Below are 16,988 nucleotides of genomic sequence, written 5' to 3'. Positions count from 1 at the left end.
TGACTCTTGCTTAATTGCTCTCTTTCTAGGGTTGATAGCAACATAACTCGCTCTACCGGTTCATCTGCCTATACTGTGCTCAAGGCCAAATTGTACGGTACTTTTATTCTCGGAAATCGCCTAAGCCGAGAATTAGCTCAATCGCTTACGGTAAAAGACCGCAGAGAATGGTGCAAAGCGGTCGAAGTGGTAAGCAAGAAAACATTTAAACTAATTGTCGATGCTGAAACAGCTCGAAAAAACGAGATTGAAAAGGCTAAGAAAGCCGCCAAAAAGCGAGATAGAGAAACGTGTCAAATTACGCTCAAAAGAAGTAGCAAGACGCATCAGTTTAACGCCGCTGCTCACCATATTTACTCTGGCAGAGAGTATCCAGACTTGGCCGCCTGCATTGACAACCTCATCACGCTCAAGGAGGACGTTCACAAGGAGTTTCACACCTGGAATGGCGGTACTCAAGTTAGCTGCACGGCGGATGACCTGATCGACTTTCTTATGGAGCGATACCCTGACGCTGAAAAGGCCTTACAGAGGCTGCACAAGGTCAAAACTTTGTTTGGGCATCATGCTCCAACGTCTTCGTCAAGGCATCAGTTGCCGCCTGCGGCCTAGTTAGCTCAGGGGCGTTATGAGTCTTGCAAAGCATGTGGACTAAACCCTCACTCCTGCCGCAGTATAACCTTTAGCAAAGGAAACCGGGTTTCTCGTAGGCAACTTGCAGAAACTCTTAGAAGGTGGCCAAGAAACCCGGTTTTTAGCTACTAAAAGTAGACAAAGTTCTAACTATAGCGATCGAAAAGATCGCCCAGTAGGTCTTCAAAGCGGCCAAAACGGCCAAACTCCATATCGTCGAAGTCATCCTGCTGCCTACCGCTGGGATAGCTGGTGGTCGCGTACCCCTTCTCGGCTTTTTTCCAGTGGGCACCGTAGCGATCGTACTGACGGCGTTTTGCCGGGTCTGAAAGCACTTCGTAGGCTTCGTTGAGAGCTTTGAATTGCTCTGCCGCCGCATCGCTGGGGTTGAGGTCGGGGTGAAGCTGGCGGGCTAGCTCGCGGTAAGCCTGTTTGATGGTGGGCAGGCTCGCCTGTCGATTGACCTTTAAGATCGCGTAGTAGTCTGTAGAGTCTTGAGGGGTTGGCATCGTTTTGCGGCCTGATTGCCCGCTGGCGAAAACTCGGCTTCGTCTTTTTTACTATAACTGGACAGCACAATTGACGTAGGCCAGAAAGCCCTAGAATTAGAAAGCAATAGTGGCCCGGATCAGTAGCTAACGGGTGAGAGCACTTAGTAGGACACGCCGGGGGTTTTCTTCAGGCAGGCGTCATCGGTGACCTGCTTTAGCATAAAGTCGGCTACATCGGCGCGGGCAATTTTGGCCCCAAAATCAATCGTTTCGCCAGAGCGGTACTCGCCCGTATGTTCGCCGTTGGTGAGTCCGGCGGGGCGCACAATCACCCAGTCAAGATTGCTTTGCTTGATGATGCGCTCTTTGTCTTCGTGGTCGGCGATCGCATTGCGCAGCACCAGCGGAATGATGATGTACCGCACTAAAAAACCGACCTGCTTGCGGCTTTCACCAACCCCCAGAGACGACTGGTAAATCAATCGACGCACATTGTACTGCTCCATCGCCTCAACAATGTTTCTCACACCTGTGGTTAGCGCCGGGCTCCGCTTCAGGCTCGACGAACCCAGGGCAGACAGCACGGCATCTTGCCCCTGCACGGCCTTCTCTACGGTGGCCTTGTCGGTCACATCCCCTTCAATCGTCTGTATCGTGGGGTAGTCGGCGGTTAGCTGATCGGCATGGCGAGAGAAGCCGGTGACGGCGTGCCCCTGGGCCAGCGCTTGCTTGACCAACTCGCGCCCCGTATCGCCAGTTGCGCCAAAAATTAGCAGGTTCATCCTGTGTTCTCCATCATCGCCATGACTTCTTTAGGGTGGCAGATGGGGCGATCGCTGACTTCTACCCTTTGAAATGGATTGTGGAGTTTAGGGTTGAATATCACTGAATTAAAGCTGGTGGGTGGTGCCCACCCGAGTCGTTTACCAAGCTAAAGATGACAGGGTCGTGGGGGTTAGGGTATGCATGTACGGTTCAAGGCCGGTCATGAACCATCTGCGATCGCTTGTTTCAGTACCATTCGTACCTATGATTAGTAAGCGATCGCAGGTTTCAGCCCAGGCTAAGCGGCAGCAACGCCTAGCCATTCTGGGTTCATGGCGGTGGCGTCAAACACATTGTCGGTTTTGAACAGTTCGTATTGGCCTGAGTCCGCTGCCCCGGCTGTGCGCGACAGCAGCTCCGACACCTTCTCGTCGCTCATAGGATTAAAACTCTCTGCCGCCTCAATCGCCTGATCCAGAACCTCCATGCTGTCGATACCCGTAATCACCACCGAGGTGGGTAGATTTAGCGCGTAGTGCAGGCACTCAATAGCAGAAACAATACGGCTTTTAAGAATATGTCCACCCGCCATAGATTTCATCCCCAAAACGCCAATCCCTCGTTCGATTAGCACCGGTAAAACGTAGTGCTGAAAGCTGCGAAAGTGAGCGTCCATGACATTCAAAGGCATTTGCACGGTATCAAACTGAAAATCGTGCTGCCGGGCGATTTCTAACATACGCAAATGTACCAGCGGGTCTTTGTGGCCGGTGAAACCAACGTAGCGAATTTTTCCGGCCTGTTTGGCGTCTTGGAAAGCTGCAACAGCTCCCTCTTCGGCAAAGATGCGATCCGGATCTTCCAGCCGAATCACTTCATGAAACTGTAATAGATCGATATGGTCGGTTTGCAGTCGCGTTAGCGATTCATCGATTTGCTGAGCGGCTAGCGCTTTGGTTCGACCATCGGCCTTGGTCATCAAAAAGACGCGATCGCGGTAGCCATCCTGCAGAGCATTGCCCATCCGCACTTCGCTGAGGCCCTCGTTGTAGTCCCAGCAGTTATCCATAAAGGTAATGCCGCGATCGATCGCGCTGCGAATAATGCGGAGACTTTCCTGCTCATCTTTTTGCTTGCCAATGTGAAAGCCACCCAAGCCGATCGCCGAAACAGTTTCTTGAGTATTGCCGAGGGTTCTGTAAAGCATAGTTAGACCATTTATTCTAAGTCGGGTAAACCAGCCAGGCTGGGGCCGCCGCTCACCTGCGACCAGTCTAGATCGGCGTCTTTGAGCTGAGCTGTACTGAGGTCAGTCTCGGCTAGGGTAGTACCGCGCAGATTGGCATGGTTGAAATTGGTTTGGGCCAGTTTGGCCTGGGTCAGGTCAGCATTGCGAAAACTTGAGTTTCTAAAGTCTGACCCCGACAAATCGGCCCCGCGCAAATTTGCCCCAGAAAAATCTGCACCGCTGAGGTTGAGGTTGGTTAACTTTTCACCTTTCAGCTCAGTGTGGCGAAAATCTCGCTCTCCCGCCTCATAACGTCTAACTAAGTCTTCAGCGATCATTGGCTTGCTCCATAGATAGCTCGCTACGGTCAGGATAGATCCTCAAGTTAGAGAAGGCGTCTATCGCTAGGCTTAGAGCCTACTTCTATGGAAAATCAGCGACCAACGTGTGTGTACGGCTTGATTGCTATTGCTACCTAAAAAGTCTGGGCAGCCGAGCTAAAGGGATGGGGTAGCGTGTGGTAGGGCTGGCATGGGACGGTCCCTGAGCGGAGTCGAAGGGAGAGGGGTACGAAACGGTCCCTAAGCGGAGTCGAAAGGAGCGGGGTACGAAACGGTCCCTGAGCGGAGTCGAAGGGCACTATTTTTCGCCCAGAAAAAGGCCACTTTCGGAGCAGACACCGGCCAGGGGCTTATCCCAGACATCTTTGGGCAGACTGGGCAAACGGGCGTACTCAAACACAATACCCACAGTGGGAATGCTTTGCCACGGAGCCTGGCTGAGCAGGCGATCGTAGTAGCCGCCGCCGTAGCCGAGTCGATAGCCGCGCACATCACAGGCGACAGCAGGCACGAGCATCAGATCGACGAGGGAGAGGTCGATTTGGGGCGACCTGGGGTGCGGTTCGATAATCCCGTAGGCCCCCTTGCGTAGGGGCCATTTGTTTTGGGCCGACCAGTAGTGCCAGTTCAGCTGATTTTTGTCGACGCAGCGGGGCAGTCCCCAGTGTGGATGATGTGCCGCCAGGGGGCTGAGGTCGGGCTCCTGGCGAAAGCTGGTATAGGCCAAAATTACCCGGCACTGGCGAAAGTAGCTCCAGTTGAGCAGGTGGGCGCAGATGCGATCGCTTTTTTGTCGCCATACCTGGGAAGGAATGCTCTGGCGGGCGCTGATCAGGCGGCGGCGCAAATCGGATTTAGCCTGATGGTTGAGATCTGAAGAAGAGGATGGGATCACGGGGGAAAGTCAACGGTCGAGGGATAGCCAACAGCGACGTTAGAAGTAAATCAGGAGATTTAGACCTGGAATGGTGCGCGAGAGCGTCCACAGGAGCAGCGCTGTGTAGAGCAGACCCAACCCCCATTGATACCACACGAGCGCGGTAATGAGTCCTGGCACGTGCTGGTCTCGTAACCGAATGTCATTAAAGCCGAACTTAAGCCAGTTGTTAAGGCTAAAGTCGAGGTAGTTGAGCCAGTTCCAGCGGCGATCGAGCAGCAGGTAGGTGTAGCGATCGCGAAAAAACGGAAACTTCGGTATCACCGGCAGCCGGGCAATCAGCAGCCTGAGCTGACGTAGGCCGCCGTCTTCAACAAAATAGCTTTCATCCATCAGGTCATGGTAGCGCCCTCGCTTGATCACCAGGCCAATCAGCACCGCCGGTACCGGCACCAGCAGCATAAACAGAAACCCTAGCGTCAGCAGCGGGTAGTCAGCGGCCCGCAGCAGGGCATTTAGCCCTAGCCCCAGCAGCAGACTACAGCCCCCACCCAGCCACAGCCCCTCTGCCAACGGCGGCAAAATCGGGGTGGCGCGGCGGCGGCGGTAGCGATCGACCAGCCAAAACATCAGCGCAAAGGTCGGAATCGCCACCAGCCCCAGGCCAAAGGTAAGGCCAAAGCTGGTGCCGTAGCGGCTCAGCACCACCAGCCCGCCCAGCCACAGCCAGCGCAGGGCTAGGGCCAGGCGCTGAGTAATGGGGAACACATCGCGGGCAAAGATGCGATCGCGCACTTTCAAATACGCCGCCAGGTCAACCCCTGCCACGCTCAGCACCCCTTCAGTGCCAATAAAGGTCTGGGTTTGCCGCTGCTCGACCACCGCCGCCGCCTGGGCTCCGGTAAAGCCAGCCCGCACCAGGGCGGGCACCGAGGCGGTATTGATGTTAGTGCCCAACAGCCGCTGCTGCCAGGCCTTGAGGCGCAGGCGCTCGGCAGTGTAGGCGATGTAGTTGGCGTCGCTAATTTGCTCCAGGCGACGAAAGTTGCGCTCCAGGTTACGCAGCAGGGTTTCATTGCCCGCCAGCTGCGGCACCGAAAACACCCGGCCAATTTTGCCGGGGGTGCCCAAAATCTGGGTTTGCTCCAGGCTAAACTCCAGGCCCGCCACGTTCAGGTAGGCCGATGGCGGAAACAGGGCATCGCCGAGGTCCACCTCACTGCCCAGCATGGCATTGCGCAAGTTGATCGGCTCGCCAAAACGGGCCTGACGCAGCACCAGCGGCGCATCGAAGCGGGCCTCGGTAAAAAATAGCGCCTTGGCAAAGTAGCTGCGCACAAAAAAGGCCGACCCCAGCCAAAAGGTGCGGGCAAAATCGGCTACCCCCTGCCACTGCACCCGGCTAAAGTTGAGGTCACCCGCCAGCACCGCCCGGCTAAAGTTGGCATTGGTTTTAAACTCGGCCCCCTGAAAGTTGGCCCCGGCCCTAAACTGGCTCTGATCAAAGCGGGCGGCCTCAAAAAATAGGCTGCCCTTGGCCTGCACCCTCTGGCGAAAGTCGGCCCCCGACAAATTGACCGCCCGATTAAAGCGCGCCCCCGACAGCGATAGCCCCTGATCAAACACTGCCCCACTGGCCAACACCCGCCCCAAAAAGAAGGTATCGCCCCCCAGCACCTGACCGCCAAAGCGAGTTTGCACCGCCACCAGCGGCGCTTTGAACAAATAAATTTGCTGGCTGCTGCCCTGACCCTGAATCAGCAACGACTGCGACAGCCGACTCAGCTGCAGCAGGCGCTGGCGATCGCGCTTGAGCTGCGCCTGCCCGGCCTCACTCAGCAACGACGAGAGCGTGTCGCCATAGAGGGGTTCGCGCTGGCCCAGCCGCTGTAGATCTAGGTCGCCCTGCACAATGGCGTAGCTGAGGTCTAGGGTAGGGGCTGTCGCTGGCTTTTGCAGCCCGCTGCTCAGCAGCCGGTAAAAGCTGTCGGTCAAAGGGCTATCGGGGCGCAAATCAATGGTGTAGTAGCGCAGGTCAACCGCAGATCGGGCCTCCCGCTGCACCGGATTGGCCAGCCGCTGGCGCAGACTATCGAGCGTGAGGGCAGGGTGACTGTCGGCGGCCCAGGCGGGGCGGGGCGAGGCGATCGCGGTTCCCACCACAAACGCCACTACCCCCAACCCCATACCGAGCCAGATTAGCCATCGCCGCCATCGCCATTCAGGCACCGCCGCCTAAAGCGCCGCCTGCTGGCCAACATACATGGCCCGCAGCACCAGAGCCGGGTCGACCCAGTTGTCTTGATACTTAAGCCCCCAGTGCAGGTGTGGCCCGGTGGTGCGACCCGTCATGCCCACCCGGCCAATGCGTGCCCCGGCAGGAATCGGCTGCCCCGGCCTGAGCTGAATGCCACCGTCGCGATCGACCATGACTTTGCTCTGTCCACTGCCCTCTACACGACCCTGCATGTGGCAGTAGATGTGGGTCCATTCGCCCGATTTAATTGCAATGGAGGTGCCACAGGCCCCACTACCTTCGACCCAGAGGACTTCGCCAGCCCACCAGTTGCGAATGTAGCTGCCGTTGGGGGCAGCTAGGTCTAGCCCATAGTGAAAACGAGAGCTACCGCTGTAGGGGTCACTGCGGTAGCCAAAGGGGGAGGTATAGGTTTGAAAATCTTCGACCGGGAAGGATGCCCTAGTCCACAGCGCGGCGGTGAGGTCTTGAGCGCTGGCGGTTGGCATTGAGCGGGGCATGAAGACTGCCACCGCTACAGCCGTCGATAGTCCCAGCCCTAGCAGGGTCTGAGGTCGAGGCAAGATCTTGGTTAGCTTGGTTAACTTAGAGGCTGCTGTCTTCACCCAACCGGGTTTGAACAAAGCAGTAAAAGACAGCCGGGGCAGAGTGTGGAGTCGACCGTTCATGATTCAACTGGCGATCGTAGGAGCAGCGAACATCGCCAATTAGCTTATCCCAGTTTTAGGAACTGGAGCGACTTTTTTAAAGGCTTTGCATTTAAACATCAGTGCTAGCGACCTGTCATAACGCCAGCTATTCCGCCAAATTTTCGACTGAGGCGGGTCTAACGCTCTTATTCGTCTGACTACAGGCGCTGAACCGGCATTCTTGCCAGTTTGGTTAAAACACAAAAACACAGTGCAGGCTGCGCCTGGGCCATTGCCTGTCGAGGCGGCTCTATCTACAGCGTTGGGCAATGGCCCAGGGCACGAGTCAGGCACTAGCGCTTGTGAACGTTGAACGCTCGGTTGACCGATTAACGACTGGCCTGAGCTGAGGCGCTGGCGGCAGCCAAGATTTGGGGCAGCCCAATTTCGCTACACACTTCGTAAAAAGAGGTGACCGGTGGGGTTTCGAACAGGTGGGCAATTTTGCCCAGGGTCTGCTGGTAAACGGCGTCGTGGTGGCCGTCCATATTCTCAATGCTGTCCCAGAGAATGATGGCAATGCCGCGATCGCTGCCCGGTTCTTGCAGCAGGTACGCTCCCTTAAAGCCTTCGGTATAGGTCGACACCGCCTTTTCGTAGAGCTGGCGGGCCTCGCTAAAACAGCCAGGCTTAAACTCGCCAATGGCTACGTAGGCGTACTTGTGGCGCAGAAAATCGTCGAAGTCACTCATAAACAGAATCAATCCTAGGTCTAGTCATAAACGTCGTAAGTTAAGTGTCGATCAGATGGTGACAACCAACACTTTTTCTTACCTAGGCTTTAGATTCTGTTACCGATCTTTTAACAGACGCTGGCCCAGAGCTTTGAGGGATTGCCCCAAAGAGTACCGCAGGCGCTGCCATCCTCTGGCCAAACGCTGGCTCCAGCCTTTACGCCTGGGCAGCGTGACGATAATCGCCCCCTGCTGGTAAGCCACCTGCACCTGGCGATCGATCACGCGCTCGGGCAGAGGTACCGTCTGCTGAAAGTAGTTAATGCCGAAGTTTTGCAGCAGGGAGGTGCGGTGGCCCGACTGTCGCTGGCCCGAAAAGGTGAGCGAGGTTTGAGTAGCGCGCACCTGCACCGCCTGCGGGTCTACCCCCGGCAAAAAAGCGGTCACCACCAGCGCATCGGCGGTGGTCTCAATTTCAATGGAGGGCAACTGCACCCGGCCCGAGGGCGAAACCCCAAGCGGCATCAGGGCGGCGGCGATCGCATCCATTTGAGCCTGGGCGGCACCCAATCCCCAGCTGGGCGGTTGAAACGACGATTGCCGAGACGATGATTGCCAGGTAACCATAGCCTAACTCCCTGCTTTCTATACTTATAATCATCGCGGTCAGTCCTCCATTCCACAGGTCGGGAAAGCCCTCTGCCCAGTGGGGTATAACCGCCATGAGCCGCTATGAGCCGCCATGAGAAAAATTCTGCATATTGATATGGACGCGTTCTTCGCCTCCGTGGAGCAGCGAGATTTCCCCGAGTACCGGGGCAAACCCCTGGTAGTGGGCGGTCGGCCCGAGCAGCGGGGGGCGGTGGCTGCCGCCAGCTACGAGGCCCGCCAGTACGGCATTCACTCGGCCATGCCCGCGCGTATCGCCCAGCAGCGCTGCCCAGCGCTAATTTTTGCTCGACCCCGCTTTGACGTTTATAAAGATGTTTCGCGGCAAATTCGCGACATTTTTCACCGCTATACCGACCTGGTCGAGCCGCTGTCGCTCGACGAAGCCTACCTGGATGTGACCGTCAATGCGCTAGAAGAACCCTCGGCCCTGGCGATCGCCCGCCGCATCAAGGCCGACATTTTCGCCACGACCCGGCTCACCGCCTCGGCGGGCGTATCGGTCAACAAATTTTTGGCCAAAATGGCCAGCGGGCAAAACAAACCCGACGGTCTGACGCTGATTTTGCCGGAGCAGGCCGAGGCCTTTGTCGCCGCCCTCCCCATCGAAAAATTTCACGGTATTGGTCAGGTTACCGCCCGCAAAATGCACGCCCTGGGCATTGCTACCGGGGCCGACCTGCAACCGTGGGCCGAGGCCGACCTGGTGCGGCACTTTGGCAAAGCCGGTCGCTTCTACTACCGCGTCGCCCAGGGAAAAGACGATCGCCCTGTAAACCCCAACCGCATTCGCAAATCGATCGGAGCCGAGCGATCGTTTTCGCCCGACCTGACCACGATGGCTGCCATGACCGAGGCCCTGGAGCAGGTGGCCACCGACGTAATCCGCCGCCTGCAAGAGCAGCGCCGTCGGGGCCACACCCTTACCCTCAAGGTTAAGTACGCCAGCTACCGGCAGATTACCCGCAGCCGCACCTTTGTCGCCGCCATTGGCCCCGAGTCGCCCCTGTTGCCCTGGGCGGAGGAAATGCTCTTGGCCCACCTCGATCGCAGCCAGCCTGTGCGCCTGCTGGGGCTGACGCTCTCGAATTTGGAACCGGTGGGTGAACTCACCTATGTCCAGCTGTCACTGGAAATTTAGAGGGGGGTTCCCCATAGCATCGTCTCGCCACCGCCGATTTGCCTATGATTGAGATTCATCGGGGGCTGACTGGACTTGCTCACAGACAAAGCTCAGAACGGCTGCTGCGCTACTGCCAGACTGAGGTTGTGACAACGGACCCGCATCCCCATAGTTAAGGCGCTGAATTACCTGTTGTTCTTGGTCGCGCGCAATAATTTGTCTGAGCCGAGCAACCCCGCCAACACAATCGGCAGAGCGATATAGCGTGACTCCATAGACCGGTTGCCCTAGCTCAACGCCGATAAAGGCGTTGTTCGGCTGAGGAAAATCGCGATGTTCCCAATACCAAACCGCCCCATTTCTAAGTTCAATGGAGTTGCGCTCTACCATGAAGCGATCGCCCACCGCATTGCGCGTGATCTCAACCCAATCCGCTTCAGTAGATTGAGCTAGCGCACTAGACGCGCTGACAGCTGCCACGATTGCGACCAAGCCAACAAGCAAAGGTTTCATAAGCTACTGGGAATTGGGCTGAGATGGACGGCCAGAGGCATCGTCAGGCGTGCCGGTGCGATACTGCTCAACATTTTGGATGGCCTGCTGAGCATAGGAATCGCTGGGGCGCTCGTCTAAGGCCCGCTGAAAGTAGAGCAGCGCGGTTTCATAATCGCGTTGATTGGTGGCCTCATACCCAGCCGCCATGTAGCGATCGAACTCGGATGACTGGGGCGGTTGTTGTGCAGGCGGAGAGGCCTGAGGCGTGGCGGCGGCGGTCGCGGCCCCTTGACTCTCATAGGCAGCCACGACCCTTTGAACGTAATCTGCAATTTCAGAATTGTTGTATTGAGACGGGTCACCCCGCATCCACCAGGCAGCGGACCGGCGCACCGCTAGTATTTCATCGTTACCGCTAGCCTCGTACTCATCTTGCAGCACGTCCCGCATTACACAGGTCACTACCGAGCGGGCAGCGTCTGGGCTAGCCTCAAATTCAGACGGTGAAAGCTCTCGACCGAGGCAGGATCTAGACCACCGAGGAATGTTGGCTGGCATAATCTGCCAGTCGCTGTACAGACCGTCATTCGCCTGCCCCGTTTGCGGCGCGGCTTGACGAAGCGCCTCGACTAGGGCCGCAACTTGACGGTCTGACTGGGCCTGAGCGGGTAGCGCTCCCACAGCCAAAACAATGCCAAGGCTGACCATTAGTTTGCCTAGGTTGCCAATAGGTACTCGCATAGTTATCTATCTATCCGCAAACGGCTCTCATACTGAATTTGTTGAATCCGCCTTGGCTACCCCCAGTTGGGCTGGGCAAACACCGTTTGCCCCTGCGCAAGCCTCCTGTTTGGAATCGGGGTTATGCGATTCGGATCTGGGATTGGTATTAGATCGGATTCTACTGTGATTACTTGAGGGCTGCTATTGACCGTTCGTTAGTTGTTTTTTATACCGAAATCTGATGGCACTAGCAGACGGCGGCATCAGTGTGACGACTAGTGCCAATTGCGAGGGAGCAGGGGCGCTAGGGAGCCAAACGAGCCGGAATAGTGGGTGTATTTCAGCTTTCGAGTGCTATAGCTGTAGCCAATCGGATTAGGACGTCTGTTAGACGAGCGTTCAAACGTTTGAACGTTTTCAGGATTGATTGATGTCCTAACCCAGGTGACTCTGGCTATAGGCGGCTGCTTGCCGCTACATACTCGCGAGCCCGCTGTCTTATACAGCGGGCTCGCGAGGGGTTATAGCTGTAGCCAGTCTGGTTAAGACAGGTCTCCTATGAACGTTCAAACGTTTGAACATTCATAAGGGTTTCTGGATGTTCTAACCAACGTGACTATGGCTATAGAGGGTTGATTTAGGGTGACTCAGCGATCGCTAGCTGGTTAGTCGCGCTGGTCACGGTTGTACATAATCAGTTCGCTGATGGTGACAACGCCATCGCCATTAATATCGGCGGCAGCGTCATTGAGATGGGTCTGACCAGCATTGGCGGCAGACGCTAGGGCCAGGGTAGATAGCACAATGGTCAAACCAGAAAGTAAGTAACGTTTCATAGGGATTCTCCTTCAGCAAAGGGTTTGGCTTTGCTTGCTTATGGTCTACGGCTTCTACAATGCCGGGCCAAGCTGAGAACCGAATAAATGTAGCCTAAAACACTATTAGCGTCGCCTGAGAAAGAAATTAAAGTGCTGTTCCGGGCTATTCTTGGTGGCCCAGGCCCTGCCACAGCACCGCTTCGCTGGGTACGACCGGAGCCTGAGACGATGTCGCGGCCTGCTCGATCGCAATCAGAGTAGAGACAGACCCGACAAAGGTGGCGGCGGCCAAGACAGCAGCGACGGTGGCCACGAGATCGAGGCGGTGAAGGGCGATCGCGACCCTGGGGTCTTGAGGTTTCATGGGGCGAATTGAAAAAAGGAATTATCTTGTTCTATTCTACCCGTTTTGTATCTCTGGATACAGAAAATTCTTAATTCCCAGGAAGTCATGATCTCATGGTGTTGCGATAACTGCATCACAACAGTGCAGAAAAACCATCAGCGCCGTAGTTTTGTAAGCACTTACACAAAGCACCGGTGGGGTCGCCATTAGTCTTTACCTATGCAAAAGATTTATTTGTCGGCGGTCATGCTTGGTGATCTCAGCTCACCAGCTTTGAGCTTGCCTGCAACTAAGTTTTCCCAGGACTAATCAAAACATCTGGGTTTTTCATTCATAGTTAGCTGGTTTTCTCGTGGTCCTAGACCTATAACCCTGTGTTGGCGAGTGAGTGAATCTATCGCTGACCAGAGCTTTAGGGCGGCTAAACCAAATAGCTAACCCCTTGATCTATTTTCTGGAGTTAAGTAGCTATGGCTAGGATATGGTCGTTTCGCGGCAGGTACAAAGTCCTGCATATGACGTGGTTTGCATTCTTCTTGTCGTTTGTCGTTTGGTTCAACTTTGCCCCGCTGTCTACGGCCATTAAGGCCGACCTAGGGCTGAGCGATCCGCAAATGCGCACCATCGCCATCTGCAACGTAGCGCTGACGGTGCCCGCCCGCATCATTATTGGCATGGTGCTCGATCGCTTTGGGCCGCGCATTACCTACTCTTGCCTGCTGATTTACTCAGCGATTCCCTGCCTGGCCTTTGCCATGGCCCAAAATTTTGAGCAGATGGTCTACTCGCGCCTGGCGCTCAGCATTGTCGGCTGCGGTTTTGTGGTTGGCATTCGCATGGTGGCCGAATGGTTTGACGACAACGAAATTGGCCTGGCCGAAGGTATCTACGGCGGCTGGGGCAACTTTGGCTCGGCGGGGGCGGCCTTTACGCTGCCTTCGATCGCAACGGCCCTGGGCTTTTTTGCCGTGGGCGAGGTGAACTGGCGACTCGCGATCGCCCTCACCGGCCTGGCTGCCGCCTGCTACGGCGTTATCTACTACTTCAGCGTCACCGATACGCCCCCTGGCAAGGTCTACCAGCGTCCTCCCAGCAGTGCGGGCATGGAAGTAACCAGCCAGCGCGACTTCTGGTTTTTGCTGGCCGCCAATATTCCCCTGGTGGCGGTGCTGGGGCTGATTGCCTGGCGCTTGACCACCGTTGAGTTCATTACAATGCAAACCCTGGCCGTCATTGGGGTGTTGCTAGTTGGTCTCTACCTGTTTCAGTCCTACAACATCTGGCAGGCCAACAAGCCGTTGATGACGGGTCAAAAGCGCTACGCCCCCGAAGACCGCTACAAATTTTCCCAAGTATTTAACCTGGAGTTGGCCTATATCGCCTGCTTTGGCTCTGAGCTAGCGGTAGTGTCGATGCTGCCCACCTACTTTGAGCGCGGCTTTGGCCTCACCGCCGCCGTTGCTGGAGCGGTGGCGGGCATGTACGCCTTTATGAACCTGGTGGCGAGACCAGGCGGCGGGCTGCTCTCCGATAAACTGGGCAGCCGCAAGCTCACCCTGGTGCTTACCATGGCGGGCACTGGGTTTGGCTACCTGCTGTTTAGCCTGTTTGGCCAGGGCATTCCCATCGTCTTTGTGGTGATCATGACCATGGTGGCGTCGTTCTTTGTGATGGCTGCCGAGGGGGCCACTTACGCCATTGTGCCGCTGATCAAGCCGCGCATTACCGGGCAGATTGCGGGCAACGTGGGGGCTTATGGCAACGTCGGCGCGGTGGTCTATCTGACGGTGTACAGCCTTTTGCCCCAGGGCGTAGCGGGCGACAAACTGTTCTTTCAAATGCTGGGCTGTGTAGCGCTAATCGTCGCCTTTTTGAATGCTTTCACAATGAAAGAGATCGTCGGTTCCCATGCGGAACAGGGCGTGCAGTTGCCTTCGGCAGTGCCGGTCGAGCAGGGCGATTCTCATCTAGGGACGCTACGCGATCGCCTGTAGGGGCAGCGACGATGGGTGCATTATCGGTCGACAGGCGAAGCCACCCGCTCAGGCGTTGCGCTGGGGCCGGAATGCACCACTGATGTTTTACGCTGACCAGATATAGCCGCCACAAAGGTTAGGACGTTCTCATTGAAGATCTCTTTAGCTCACAACGAGTCCCCAATTAAAAAAATGTCCCTGACGGGAGATTTAAACGCTTAAGACATCTGCAATAGTGATGGCGCTAATCACGTTTCCCCCGCTCGGAGAGCTTGGCATGCCTAGCCATAATGGCGTAATGATGCAGTATTTCCATTGGTATTTACCATCCGATGGGAATCTTTGGAAGCAGCTCGTCGAGAACGTTCAAGATCTAACTTCGGCAGGGATTACGGCAGTTTGGCTTCCCCCAGCTTATAAAGGGGCCAGCGGTGGTTACGATGTCGGCTACAGCGTATACGACCTGTACGATCTGGGAGAGTTTGATCAAAAGGGCAGTGTCCGCACCAAGTACGGCACCAAAGATCAATACGTTGAGGCCGTCAAGGCCGCTAAGTCGGCGGGGGTTGAGGTCTATGCTGACATCGTACTCAATCACATGATGGGGGCAGATGCTACTGAAGAGGCCAAAGCCACTCCCCATGATCCCAGTAGCGGCACCACCCCAATTGGCGATCTTCAAACGGTTAACGTGTGGACCCATTTCAAATTTCCGGGGCGCGATCGCAAATATTCCGATATGGAGTGGCACTGGTGGAACTTCGACGCTGTCGACTACAACGCCAACGATGAAAATTTTAAAGCGATCTATATATTTGAGGGCAAAAGTTTCGACGCCAATACTGATTCAGATCACGGGGTCTATGACTACTTGATGGGCTGCGATCTCGACATCGGCGCAGAAGAAGTGCGAACCGCTCTCAACGATTGGGGAGCCTGGTTTGTCAATACAACCGACGTAGACGGGTTTCGCTTTGATGCTGTCAGACATGTGCGGGCCGACTTTTTGCCACCGTGGTTCGACTACTGTCGTCAACAGTCAGGCAAAAACTTATTTATCGTCGGCGAATACTGGTCTGAAAACGTTGAAGATTTGCATCGCTTCATTAGTGCGATTGGAACCAACGTGCATTTGTTTGATGCACCGCTACACTACAACTTTTACCGAGCGAGCAAAAGCGGTAGCGGCTACGACCTGCGACAAATTTTCGACAACACTCTAGTACAGCATCAACCCGATTTAGCTGTCACCCTAGTCGACAACCACGATTCTCAGCCGTTGCAAACCCTAGAATCACTAGTAGAGCCTTGGTTTAAGCCACTGGCTTATGCGTTGATTTTGCTGCGCCGTGGGGGTTATCCCTGCATTTTCTACGCCGATTACTATGGTGCTCACTATACAGATGTAGGTAACGACGGCGGTGAATATGAAATTTGGCTAGTTAGTCATCGCTATTTGATTGATAGGTTCTTAAAGGCCCGCCATGCCTATGCTTATGGTGACCAGTACGACTACTTTGATCATCCCAACACAATTGGTTGGACACGATTGGGCAACGCCGAACACCCTGGCGGAATGGCTGTGGTGCTTACGAATGGAAATACTGGCCGCAAATGGATGGAGGTCGGCCAACCAAACCGCACCTATATCGACATCACTGAGCATATTGGTGAACCCGTAACTACGAATGATCAGGGCTGGGGTGAATTTTCTTGTCCGGCGGGGTCGGTATCGGTTTGGGTGCCGCAGTAGCGGCTACTGCACTTTGCCAAGCCTCACAATCATTTATTTCATCAAACTCAACCGCTTCTGTTGCAGAGCGATCGCATAGAGTTGAGCATGGTTATATGGCTGCCAGGAATGGTAGTTTTGCGCTGTTGATTAGCTTGATAACATCTAAAACAGCTAAGTGTTTAAACTCAGTAGGTAAGAACTCTAGCACGCTAAAGCCAACCACATCAAAATTGCTTTTTAAGCTAACTAATAAATCTCTGAGTTTGTCTATACGTATTCCACCTGGCGTTGGACAAGCAACGTGAGGAAACTCATCAGGCTCGATGACATCTAGGTCAAGATGGATATAAAGCTTATCAGAACCCCTCTTGCCTAGCATTGAAAACAACTTATTGAAGTCTCCATTGTTTATTGATTCAGCAGAGAATACGGACAGTTCTTGTTGCTGAATGAAGTTTTTCTCAGGTATGTCGAACTCCCTTGCTCCAACCAGAAACACTTGCTCTGGGCTTAATATTGAGAAGGCATGATTTAGAATATCTACGTTGCCTTCACCAAGCAAAGCACGAAGCGGCATTCCGTGAAAATGAGAACTAGGAGATGAACCGGGTGTATTTAGATCTCCATGGCCATCTAACCAAATAACAGTTAAGGCTTGGGCATACTTTTTGTTGAGAAAAGAAACTGGAGCAATTTCAATGCCACAATCTCCTCCAATGGTCAAAATACGTTCTGGATTATAAGCCTGGATCACTCTACAAGTATTTAGGAGCTGGGAAAGAATTTGGTTGTACCCAAGGATATTCTCATCAGCAGTTAGTGAATAAGTCAGAGAAACAGGAATTTGGGTAAAAGAAATTTTATTTCGCAAAAACTCGTGAAGAAGTTTAGCACCTTCGTAAAGTTCAAATCTTGCTGAACCCTGCCACTGCGGAAAGAAGAGGTTTAGGGTTGAGTCTAAGCAGTCTGGCATCGCTAGCTCACTTAATGCTGAATGTTTAGAAATAACTCTTAGATGATGTAAGTAGCTAGGCGCATTTAAACATAAAACGTTCTAGCTGATAATTTCCAGCTTTACTACGCGCTTCCATGCCGTCAATGACGGTCATGGCCAAGTCATATTCGTTATCAAACATCTGACCGGCAAT

General features: G+C 54.6%; 18 protein-coding genes. 4 read left to right on the top strand and 14 right to left on the bottom strand.

Annotation, left to right across the window (positions count from 1 at the left end):
* Positions 1-75: 75 nt before the first annotated feature.
* The gene (locus tag IQ273_RS19080) at positions 76-612 is read left to right on the top strand and encodes a hypothetical protein (RefSeq protein ID WP_194024751.1); all 537 of its coding nucleotides are present in this window, start codon (positions 76-78) and stop codon (positions 610-612) included.
* Between the two features lie 167 nt (positions 613-779).
* Here IQ273_RS19080 and IQ273_RS35860 read toward each other — a convergent pair whose 3' ends face one another.
* The 9 genes from IQ273_RS35860 to IQ273_RS19035 all read right to left on the bottom strand — a co-directional run bounded on the left by IQ273_RS35860 (position 780) and on the right by IQ273_RS19035 (position 8,582).
* Complete coding sequence (locus IQ273_RS35860; RefSeq protein WP_194024750.1) at positions 780-1,142, bottom strand: DnaJ domain-containing protein; 363 nt, start codon at positions 1,140-1,142, stop codon at positions 780-782.
* 143 nt (positions 1,143-1,285) lie between these two features.
* Positions 1,286-1,906 (bottom strand): NAD(P)-dependent oxidoreductase, encoded by a 621-nt coding sequence (locus IQ273_RS19070; protein WP_194024749.1) that lies wholly within the window; start codon positions 1,904-1,906, stop codon positions 1,286-1,288.
* Between the two features lie 281 nt (positions 1,907-2,187).
* The gene (locus tag IQ273_RS19065) at positions 2,188-3,096 is read right to left on the bottom strand and encodes an aldo/keto reductase (RefSeq protein WP_194024748.1); all 909 of its coding nucleotides are present in this window, start codon (positions 3,094-3,096) and stop codon (positions 2,188-2,190) included.
* Between the two features lie 11 nt (positions 3,097-3,107).
* The gene (locus IQ273_RS19060; protein ID WP_194024747.1) at positions 3,108-3,455 is read right to left on the bottom strand and encodes a pentapeptide repeat-containing protein; all 348 of its coding nucleotides are present in this window, start codon (positions 3,453-3,455) and stop codon (positions 3,108-3,110) included.
* Positions 3,456-3,756: 301 nt separating this feature from the next.
* On the bottom strand, positions 3,757-4,353 hold the full coding sequence (locus IQ273_RS19055) for a 5-formyltetrahydrofolate cyclo-ligase (RefSeq protein ID WP_194024746.1): 597 nt from the start codon (positions 4,351-4,353) through the stop codon (positions 3,757-3,759).
* A 39-nt stretch (positions 4,354-4,392) separates the two neighbouring features.
* Entirely contained in the window at positions 4,393-6,564 is a 2,172-nt protein-coding gene (locus IQ273_RS19050; protein WP_194024745.1) for a pentapeptide repeat-containing protein, read from the bottom strand.
* 6 nt (positions 6,565-6,570) lie between these two features.
* Positions 6,571-7,092, bottom strand: coding sequence for a M23 family metallopeptidase (locus IQ273_RS19045; RefSeq protein ID WP_194024752.1), 522 nt, complete (start codon positions 7,090-7,092; stop codon positions 6,571-6,573).
* A gap of 518 nt (positions 7,093-7,610) precedes the next feature.
* Positions 7,611-7,973: an antibiotic biosynthesis monooxygenase gene (locus IQ273_RS19040; protein ID WP_194024744.1), complete on the bottom strand. Its 363-nt coding sequence runs from the start codon at positions 7,971-7,973 to the stop codon at positions 7,611-7,613.
* A 99-nt stretch (positions 7,974-8,072) separates the two neighbouring features.
* Positions 8,073-8,582 (bottom strand): Hsp20/alpha crystallin family protein, encoded by a 510-nt coding sequence (locus IQ273_RS19035; protein WP_194024743.1) that lies wholly within the window; start codon positions 8,580-8,582, stop codon positions 8,073-8,075.
* Positions 8,583-8,697: 115 nt separating this feature from the next.
* Here IQ273_RS19035 and dinB point away from each other — a divergent pair, with 115 nt between their 5' ends.
* Complete coding sequence (dinB, locus tag IQ273_RS19030) at positions 8,698-9,765, top strand: DNA polymerase IV (protein WP_194024742.1); 1,068 nt, start codon at positions 8,698-8,700, stop codon at positions 9,763-9,765.
* 42 nt (positions 9,766-9,807) lie between these two features.
* Here dinB and IQ273_RS19025 read toward each other — a convergent pair whose 3' ends face one another.
* From IQ273_RS19025 to IQ273_RS19010, 4 genes are all read right to left on the bottom strand, one after another.
* A complete protein-coding gene (locus IQ273_RS19025; RefSeq protein WP_194024741.1) occupies positions 9,808-10,227 on the bottom strand; it encodes a hypothetical protein in 420 nt (139 codons plus the stop codon).
* A gap of 36 nt (positions 10,228-10,263) precedes the next feature.
* Positions 10,264-10,983 carry a hypothetical protein gene (locus IQ273_RS19020; RefSeq protein WP_194024740.1) on the bottom strand — a complete coding sequence of 240 codons (720 nt, stop codon included), beginning with the start codon at positions 10,981-10,983 and terminating at the stop codon, positions 10,264-10,266.
* 647 nt (positions 10,984-11,630) lie between these two features.
* Positions 11,631-11,801 (bottom strand): hypothetical protein, encoded by a 171-nt coding sequence (locus IQ273_RS19015; protein ID WP_194024739.1) that lies wholly within the window; start codon positions 11,799-11,801, stop codon positions 11,631-11,633.
* 145 nt (positions 11,802-11,946) lie between these two features.
* Positions 11,947-12,147: a hypothetical protein gene (locus tag IQ273_RS19010; RefSeq protein ID WP_194024738.1), complete on the bottom strand. Its 201-nt coding sequence runs from the start codon at positions 12,145-12,147 to the stop codon at positions 11,947-11,949.
* A 452-nt stretch (positions 12,148-12,599) separates the two neighbouring features.
* On the opposite strand from IQ273_RS19010, the gene IQ273_RS19005 reads away from it, so the two are divergent.
* Together IQ273_RS19005 and IQ273_RS19000 are read left to right on the top strand one after the other, a co-directional pair.
* Positions 12,600-14,123, top strand: a complete 1,524-nt coding sequence (locus tag IQ273_RS19005) for a NarK family nitrate/nitrite MFS transporter (protein ID WP_194024737.1) — start codon at positions 12,600-12,602, stop codon at positions 14,121-14,123.
* Positions 14,124-14,382: 259 nt separating this feature from the next.
* Entirely contained in the window at positions 14,383-15,858 is a 1,476-nt protein-coding gene (locus IQ273_RS19000) for an alpha-amylase (RefSeq protein ID WP_194024736.1), read from the top strand.
* A 91-nt stretch (positions 15,859-15,949) separates the two neighbouring features.
* Here the strand turns inward: IQ273_RS19000 and IQ273_RS18995 are convergent, their stop codons facing one another.
* Entirely contained in the window at positions 15,950-16,813 is an 864-nt protein-coding gene (locus IQ273_RS18995; protein WP_194024735.1) for an arginase family protein, read from the bottom strand.
* Positions 16,814-16,988: the final 175 nt, after the last annotated feature.

This window comes from Nodosilinea sp. LEGE 07298, from assembly GCF_015207265.1.
Classification (GTDB): Bacteria; Cyanobacteriota; Cyanobacteriia; order Phormidesmidales; family Phormidesmidaceae; genus Nodosilinea.
This window is presented reverse-complemented; position numbering and strand designations above follow the sequence as displayed.

Excerpts from the sequence above, each read along its gene's own strand:
- IQ273_RS19060 (WP_194024747.1), bottom strand. The coding sequence starts at position 3,455 with ATGATCGCTGAAGACTTAGTTAGACGTTATGAGGCGGGAGAGCGAGAT.
- IQ273_RS19065 (WP_194024748.1), bottom strand. The coding sequence starts at position 3,096 with ATGCTTTACAGAACCCTCGGCAATACTCAAGAAACTGTTTCGGCGATC.
- IQ273_RS19040 (WP_194024744.1), bottom strand. The coding sequence starts at position 7,973 with ATGAGTGACTTCGACGATTTTCTGCGCCACAAGTACGCCTACGTAGCC.
- IQ273_RS19020 (WP_194024740.1), bottom strand. The coding sequence starts at position 10,983 with ATGCGAGTACCTATTGGCAACCTAGGCAAACTAATGGTCAGCCTTGGC.
- IQ273_RS35860 (WP_194024750.1), bottom strand. The coding sequence starts at position 1,142 with ATGCCAACCCCTCAAGACTCTACAGACTACTACGCGATCTTAAAGGTC.
- IQ273_RS19045 (WP_194024752.1), bottom strand. The coding sequence starts at position 7,092 with ATGCCCCGCTCAATGCCAACCGCCAGCGCTCAAGACCTCACCGCCGCG.
- IQ273_RS19010 (WP_194024738.1), bottom strand. The coding sequence starts at position 12,147 with ATGAAACCTCAAGACCCCAGGGTCGCGATCGCCCTTCACCGCCTCGAT.
- IQ273_RS18995 (WP_194024735.1), bottom strand. The coding sequence starts at position 16,813 with ATGCCAGACTGCTTAGACTCAACCCTAAACCTCTTCTTTCCGCAGTGG.
- IQ273_RS19005 (WP_194024737.1), top strand. The coding sequence starts at position 12,600 with ATGGCTAGGATATGGTCGTTTCGCGGCAGGTACAAAGTCCTGCATATG.
- IQ273_RS19015 (WP_194024739.1), bottom strand. The coding sequence starts at position 11,801 with ATGAAACGTTACTTACTTTCTGGTTTGACCATTGTGCTATCTACCCTG.
- dinB (WP_194024742.1), top strand. The coding sequence starts at position 8,698 with ATGAGAAAAATTCTGCATATTGATATGGACGCGTTCTTCGCCTCCGTG.
- IQ273_RS19000 (WP_194024736.1), top strand. The coding sequence starts at position 14,383 with ATGCCTAGCCATAATGGCGTAATGATGCAGTATTTCCATTGGTATTTA.
- IQ273_RS19070 (WP_194024749.1), bottom strand. The coding sequence starts at position 1,906 with ATGAACCTGCTAATTTTTGGCGCAACTGGCGATACGGGGCGCGAGTTG.
- IQ273_RS19035 (WP_194024743.1), bottom strand. The coding sequence starts at position 8,582 with ATGGTTACCTGGCAATCATCGTCTCGGCAATCGTCGTTTCAACCGCCC.